Annotated in this window: 7 protein-coding genes; all 7 read left to right on the plus strand. The window is 33.2% G+C overall.

What is annotated here, in order from left to right; all coding sequences use genetic code 11:
• The first annotated feature begins 654 nt into the window (after positions 1 to 654).
• From CYP51_RS07425 to CYP51_RS07455, 7 genes are read left to right on the plus strand one after another with little or no spacing between them, the layout of a single operon-like run.
• A complete protein-coding gene (locus CYP51_RS07425; RefSeq protein WP_103559572.1) occupies positions 655 to 1,284 on the plus strand; it encodes a hypothetical protein in 630 nt (209 codons plus the stop codon).
• Positions 1,281 to 1,907, plus strand: a complete 627-nt coding sequence (locus CYP51_RS07430) for an HAD family hydrolase (protein ID WP_103559571.1) — start codon at positions 1,281 to 1,283, stop codon at positions 1,905 to 1,907. The genes CYP51_RS07425 and CYP51_RS07430 overlap by 4 nt, the downstream gene beginning before the upstream one ends.
• On the plus strand, positions 1,904 to 2,656 hold the full coding sequence (locus tag CYP51_RS07435) for a glycosyltransferase family 2 protein (RefSeq protein ID WP_103624953.1): 753 nt from the start codon (positions 1,904 to 1,906) through the stop codon (positions 2,654 to 2,656). The genes CYP51_RS07430 and CYP51_RS07435 overlap by 4 nt, the downstream gene beginning before the upstream one ends.
• Positions 2,653 to 2,985, plus strand: a complete 333-nt coding sequence (locus CYP51_RS07440; protein WP_103559569.1) for a cupin domain-containing protein — start codon at positions 2,653 to 2,655, stop codon at positions 2,983 to 2,985. The genes CYP51_RS07435 and CYP51_RS07440 overlap by 4 nt, the downstream gene beginning before the upstream one ends.
• Positions 2,981 to 3,706, plus strand: a complete 726-nt coding sequence (locus tag CYP51_RS07445) for a glycosyltransferase family 2 protein (RefSeq protein WP_103559593.1) — start codon at positions 2,981 to 2,983, stop codon at positions 3,704 to 3,706. The genes CYP51_RS07440 and CYP51_RS07445 overlap by 5 nt, the downstream gene beginning before the upstream one ends.
• A complete protein-coding gene (locus tag CYP51_RS07450; protein WP_103559568.1) occupies positions 3,703 to 4,494 on the plus strand; it encodes a methyltransferase domain-containing protein in 792 nt (263 codons plus the stop codon). Before CYP51_RS07445 ends, CYP51_RS07450 begins: the two co-directional genes overlap by 4 nt.
• Positions 4,495 to 6,300 carry a hypothetical protein gene (locus CYP51_RS07455; RefSeq protein ID WP_103624954.1) on the plus strand — a complete coding sequence of 602 codons (1,806 nt, stop codon included), beginning with the start codon at positions 4,495 to 4,497 and terminating at the stop codon, positions 6,298 to 6,300. It begins immediately after the preceding gene.
• Positions 6,301 to 6,319: the final 19 nt, after the last annotated feature.

The following is a 6,319-nucleotide window of genomic DNA, read 5'->3' on the forward strand; positions in this document are numbered from 1 at the left end:
TGGTATTAGATTTTGCGGATCTGCGAAAATGGCAAATTTGGCTTTTCTATAAGTATGCATGATTATTATGGTCTTTATGGGCTGTATAATTCTAATCGTATTTGTATTGTAGCTTTATATCACCTCTAAAATCGCAGCCGCCGACAGCATCTTGTAAATTGTAACCCATTCGTAAAAGTAATATTTCCAAATCTTTTGCGAATTTTATCTTTGTAGGATTATTGTGGTATATTTCATTTCTGGCTTTTCTTATTTGCCCTATTTCGGTTATTAGGTGTTGGCGTCCGTAAGCCGGAAGTATTTGGGACTTGTATTCTTTCGTGCTTGCAAAGATGTGCTCTACCATATGCCAATATTCATCGCTTAGCTCTTCTAAGAAAAACTTGGCCTGATGGGTTCTACGTCTTTTATTGTAGATTGAAATTATTAAATCAAATAGATTGAGGTTGTTTAGGTCTGTTTTTGGTAATACGACGTTAGCTTCTTTTTAGGTTCCAAGTAAATATTTAAGGCTTTCTAACTTAATGCTCCTTTGTATGAGCTTAAGCTAAAAAGAGCCTAGATAAAACAAGGTATTGTTTTCTTATTGTTTATTTTGCTATAATTGCAAATTGCAAGTCATATTTAAAATACCAGACACAAGGATTATAGTTTATGACTATTTTATCACATAGAGGTTTTTGGTCAAACCCCAGTGAAAAGAATCAGGCAGTGGCCTTTAATAATAGTTTTATGTTAGGCTTTGGAACGGAAACTGATATTAGGGATTATAACGGCAAATTGGTTATATCTCATGATATAGCAGATGAGAAATGTATATCTGCCGGCTCCTTTTTTGAAATTTATACAAAAGTAAATCCATATTTGCCACTAGCATTAAACATAAAAGCAGACGGTCTCCAAGAAAAGCTCAGGGTTTTGCTTGACGAATTTAACATAGAAAACTATTTTGTTTTTGATATGTCTGTACCTGATGGACTTATTTATCTGAAAAATAAGCTAAAAACTTTTACTAGACAAAGCGAATATGAGAGACAACCATCTTTTTACGATGAAGCTGTCGGAATCTGGCTGGATGAGTTCAAAGAGCACTGGATAGACGAAGCCACTATATTGCAGCATATAAAAAACGGTAAAAGGGTTTGTATAGTTTCGCCCGACTTACATAAAAGAGAGTATTTGAAAGAGTGGGCGGAGTATAAAAGCGTAGAGCAGAAATTTGGCTTAGATTTAATGATTTGTACAGATTATCCACAACTTGCAAAGGAGTTTTTCGAAAGATGATAAAAGCCATTATATTTGATATGGACGGAGTGCTTATAGAAGCCAAAGATTGGCACTATGAAGCCTTAAATAAAGCACTTAGGCTTTTTGGAATGGAGATTAGCAGATACGACCACTTGGTTACTTATGATGGATTGCCGACAAGAAGAAAACTCGAAATGTTAAGTTTAGAGCGCAATTTACCGAGAGGATTGCATAAATTTATAAACGAAATGAAGCAACAATATACAATGCAAATGGTTTATAACCTATGTAAGCCTAGATTTTACCATGAGTATGCATTAAGCAATCTGAAAAAAGACGGATATAAGATGGCCGTTTGTTCTAACTCTATTAGAGAAACTATTGAGATAATGATGAAATGCGCTAGCCTAGATATATACTTAGACTTTTATGTATCAAATCAAGATGTAAAAAATGGTAAGCCAGACCCAGAAATGTATAATAAGGCTATTGAAAAAATGCATCTATCTCCGAGCGAATGTATGATAGTAGAAGATAATGAAAATGGAATAAAGGCAGCAAAGGCAAGCGGTGCCAATGTTATGATCGTGGCGGACGTAAGCGATGTAAATTATGACAATATAAAAAAACATATAAAAATGTTTGAGGGGCGAGTATGATAAATATTTTAATTCCGTTAGCTGGGGGTAAAAGCCAATTTTTCCCAGATGAGTTGTATCCTTTTCCAAAACCGCTCATAGAATTTTTAGGTAAAACTATGATAGAACATTTAATGGATAGTTTTTCCAGTATACAAGACGAGAAACGATTTATTTTCATATTGAGCGACGAAGAATGCAAAAAATATCATCTAGATAATATTTTAAATTTGCTCACAAGCGGCTCTTGCAAAATCATCACAGTTGACAATAAGACAAAAGGAGCCGCTTGTAGTGCTATTATGGCCATTGATTTTATAAATGATGATAATCAACTGATTGTTTCTAACTATGACCAAGTAATAGATATTAACTTACAGGATGTTATAAATAAATTTAGAAACAATAATTGTGATGCCGGAGTAATTATATTTGATTCCATCCACCCAAAATGGTCCTACGTAAAATTAGATGAAAAAAGTAATGTCGTCGAAGCAGCAGAGAAAAAACCCATTAGCAAGAATGCAATAGCCGGTTTTTATTACTTTAAATACGGTAAGGATTTCGTACAGGCAGTTTTTGATATGATTAAAAAAGATGTAAATTTAAACGAAAATTACTATATTGCCCCTAGTTTAAACGAGTTGGTATTAAAAGGAAAGGAGATAGATACTTTTAAAATTAAAAACGATCTTTATCATACTTTCTATACTCCACAAAAAATTAAAGAATACGAGGCTAAAAAAATACTGGAGAGGGATAATAAATGAGAACCGCTAGGCTCGACGATATGACAAAGGGTTGGTTCGTTGGAAATTTTACGCCGACCCTTTTCAACACAAATGACGTAGAAGTAGCCGTTAAAGAGTATAAAAAAGGGCAGAAAGAGGCGAGGCATCATCATAAAATCGCAACAGAAATCACGGTTGTAATTTCTGGTAAAATTAGGATGAACGATATTGTTTATTCAAAAGGAGATATTATAGTTATGTATCCGAACGAAGCTACCGACTTTGAAGCACTTGAGGATACCGTAAATGCAGTAGTTAAAATACCGGGCGCAAACAACGATAAGTATTTAGGAGAGACAAATGATTAATATTCTTATACCAATGGCAGGGCTGGGTAGCAGATTTGCAAAGGCTGGATATAAAAAGCCAAAACCTTTCATAGATGTGTCAGGAAAACCTATGATAGTTAGAGTTTTAGAAAATTTAAAGTATCCAGACGCAAAGTATATTTTGGTGGCTCAATGGGAACATTTACAAAAGGAAAAGGAATTAGTAGAAAAAATAGAACATGAGTTTAACGCGGTTTTCGTACCGATTGAAAAACTTAGCGAAGGAACGGCATGCACTGTACTATACGCAAGGAAATTTATAAATAATAGCACCCCTCTTTTGATTGCCAACTCAGATCAAATCGTTGATATTGATATAGCCGCTTTTATTGACGACTGTAAAAATAGAGAGCTCGACGGCTCTATATTAACTTTTGTTGATGAGTATAAAGATCCGAAATGGTCTTTTGCTAAAATTGACGATAATGGCTTGGTAAAAGAAGTAAAAGAAAAGGAAGTGATTTCACCATATGCGACGGTTGGAATTTATCTATATAGTAGAGGAAGCGATTTTGTCAACTCCGCAGTCGATATGATTGCAAGGAACGATAGGGTAAATAACGAATTTTATACGTGCCCTACGTATAATTACGCTATAAAAGACGGCTTAAAAATAGGAATTTATAATATTCGCTTTAATCAGATGCATGGCATTGGAACTCCAGAAGACTTAAATTCATATTTAAAGATAATACAATGAGTAAATTTGAAGGACATTACGACCTGTGGACTAAAAATAGAGTCGATTTTATAGTAAATAGGTTTGGTAATAACTTTTTTAGCGATAAGAGTATACTGGACATCGGAGGCGGCAAGGGACATCTCTTAGAGCTTTTACCAAAAAACATAAAGTCGGCAGAAATAGTAGAGGGTAGATATACTAATTTTAATGATAAGTTCGCATACTCTATGAATAACCTAGAATATGAATTAAGCACGAAGCATAAAAAATATAATATAGTTTTTAATTTCGGGATCTTGTATCATATTACTAACTGGGAAATCTTTTTGGTAAATTCTATTTTAAAGGCAAAAGATATCGTATTCTTTGAGACTGAAGTTTTGGACTATGAAACGGATATGACTTTTTATAGCCTTGAAAATTCTACTTTATATGATCAAGCCATATCGGGACTAGGCTCCCGGCCAACCGAATTCGCTATAGAAAATTTATTGAAAAAAATCCCCTTCATTACTTTTGAAAAGATAAAAGACGGATCGTTAAATGCAGAGTTTCATAGATATGATTGGCAAAACACGTATGAATTTAAGATAGAACACGGCCTTAGGCGATTTTATATAATAAGAATTATGCCTCAGTCTACATTTCAAAAAATAAGAAACTATTTTTTAATTAAAGAGCTAAAAAAATTTTTGTATCAGCAAAAAGTACTTGAGCTTTTAACATATACGCATAAGCACGAGAAAATAACGGAGGATAAACTCCATCAAATAATCACGAGGCTAGAATTTATGGAAAAAAAATAGATGAGATATATAAAACTAAAACATAGTGAAAAATTAGTATTTAAAATACCTAAAAACAAGCTATTTTTTGATTATTGCCTACTCGATAAAGATACGACAGCCGTGAGTTTTAGAACGATCTTAAATACGCCGTGTCAAACTATGAACGTGGATGCCTTTTTTAGGTTTGATGCCGCCGGCGTTACTCACATTAGCCTAATCGGGCTAGTAAGCGATAGCAGATTTAACTATTTATTGTTTTGGGATATTTTTCATACATTACCGATAGGTGCTAAGATTATAGTAATAGAGGATTTTGATTACGATACGGCATATGATAAAAGATATTACGAAAAGTGTATTAGGTTAGAAAAGCAGTACACCAAGCACGGTTTTAGTTTTAAGGAATATTTAAAAATAGATGCTTCCATGGTAGAAAAGGAGAGCGGGCTTGACGAGTGGAGCTTTGGTATACCTACCGGCCCCGGGGATCCGACCTTTTTAAATGCAAGCGTAAAGAGGATTTTAGAACTTCCTATAAAAAAGAAAGAAATTATTTTATGCGGTATGCCTTCCGCTGATTTTAAGTACTTCGATAAGGTAAAAATAGTCGGCGAAGATATACCTGCCCCGCCGGTACATATAACAAAGAAGAAAAATCTTATAGTAAAAAGCGCGTCCTATAAAAATTTATGTATTATTCATGATAGGGTTTTGTTGCCTTTAAATTTTATAGATGCTATGCAAAAATACGGTGATGGATTTTCATTTTTGGGTTTTACGTCGTTATACTTTCAGGATACTGCCAATTTCTACGGATTTAGGTATTCTGACTACGCTTTAGCTTTGGGAGATATAAATTTTTTAAAGACGTATTTAAGTAAAAATTCGTCAACCAATATTTTTAGCAAGGAAGTGTTTTCTAATTTTGAAAAGAGTATTAATATCTCTACAATGTATGCGAACGAATACTATGGCAAAGCATATCTAACTGGTAGCTTATATGTATTTAAAAAGTCCCTTTGGGAGTTCGTGCCGCAAAATGAAAAACTTTTTTGGGCAGAATTTGAAGATTTAGAACAAGGTTTTTATGCATATGATTCCGGTGTACCGAGCAGGATAAATCCTTACGCATATACACAAACCCTTTTTGCTAGAGTTTTACTGACTCTACCCCAACACTTTTTAAAGTCTTTAAACGGCGAGAAAAGTAGTATTGTTAGGTTTAAGCAATCTACACTAACAAAAGTAATGGCGATTTTTTTTGAAAAAAAACCGCTATTAAAGATTAGCGAGCCTAGCTACAAAAAGCAGCTTCTCAAATTTGCAAGTATATATTTAAAGGAGTATGATTTTTGCACCATTCAAGCATTCTTAACAAAAAATACCAGAATAACTCGGTTTCAAATTTTACTACTTACTACGTATATTTTAAAAAATATAACCTATAACCTTCTTGACAGAACATTTCAACAAAATTTGGCAAATGATCTGGAAAGATATATTTTTAATGAACAGATCCCATATTCCATGAGAGAACATATAAAAACATCTATGTATTCTGGTAAAGATATTTATCGAGGCATAGTGTCTGATAGAGGTATTTTTACTAAGATAATATCGAAAGATTTTGGGAAAAAACTTTTTTTTAATAATATGCAGGATTATTTCGTAGAAGACGGCTTAAAGGTGAAGATCGGAACATTTTTATTTGTGCTATTTTTAAAGTTATCTAGGCGAAAAGATATATATAAAGATAATTTTTGGACTATGTATAACAATATAGTTTTTAGTACACCATTTAAAAAACTTTTAACGGATGATTAATGAAAAAGATAGCCTATAT

Origin of the sequence: Campylobacter concisus, assembly GCF_002912895.1 — a bacterium.
Taxonomy (GTDB): Bacteria; Campylobacterota; Campylobacteria; order Campylobacterales; family Campylobacteraceae; genus Campylobacter_A; species Campylobacter_A concisus_G.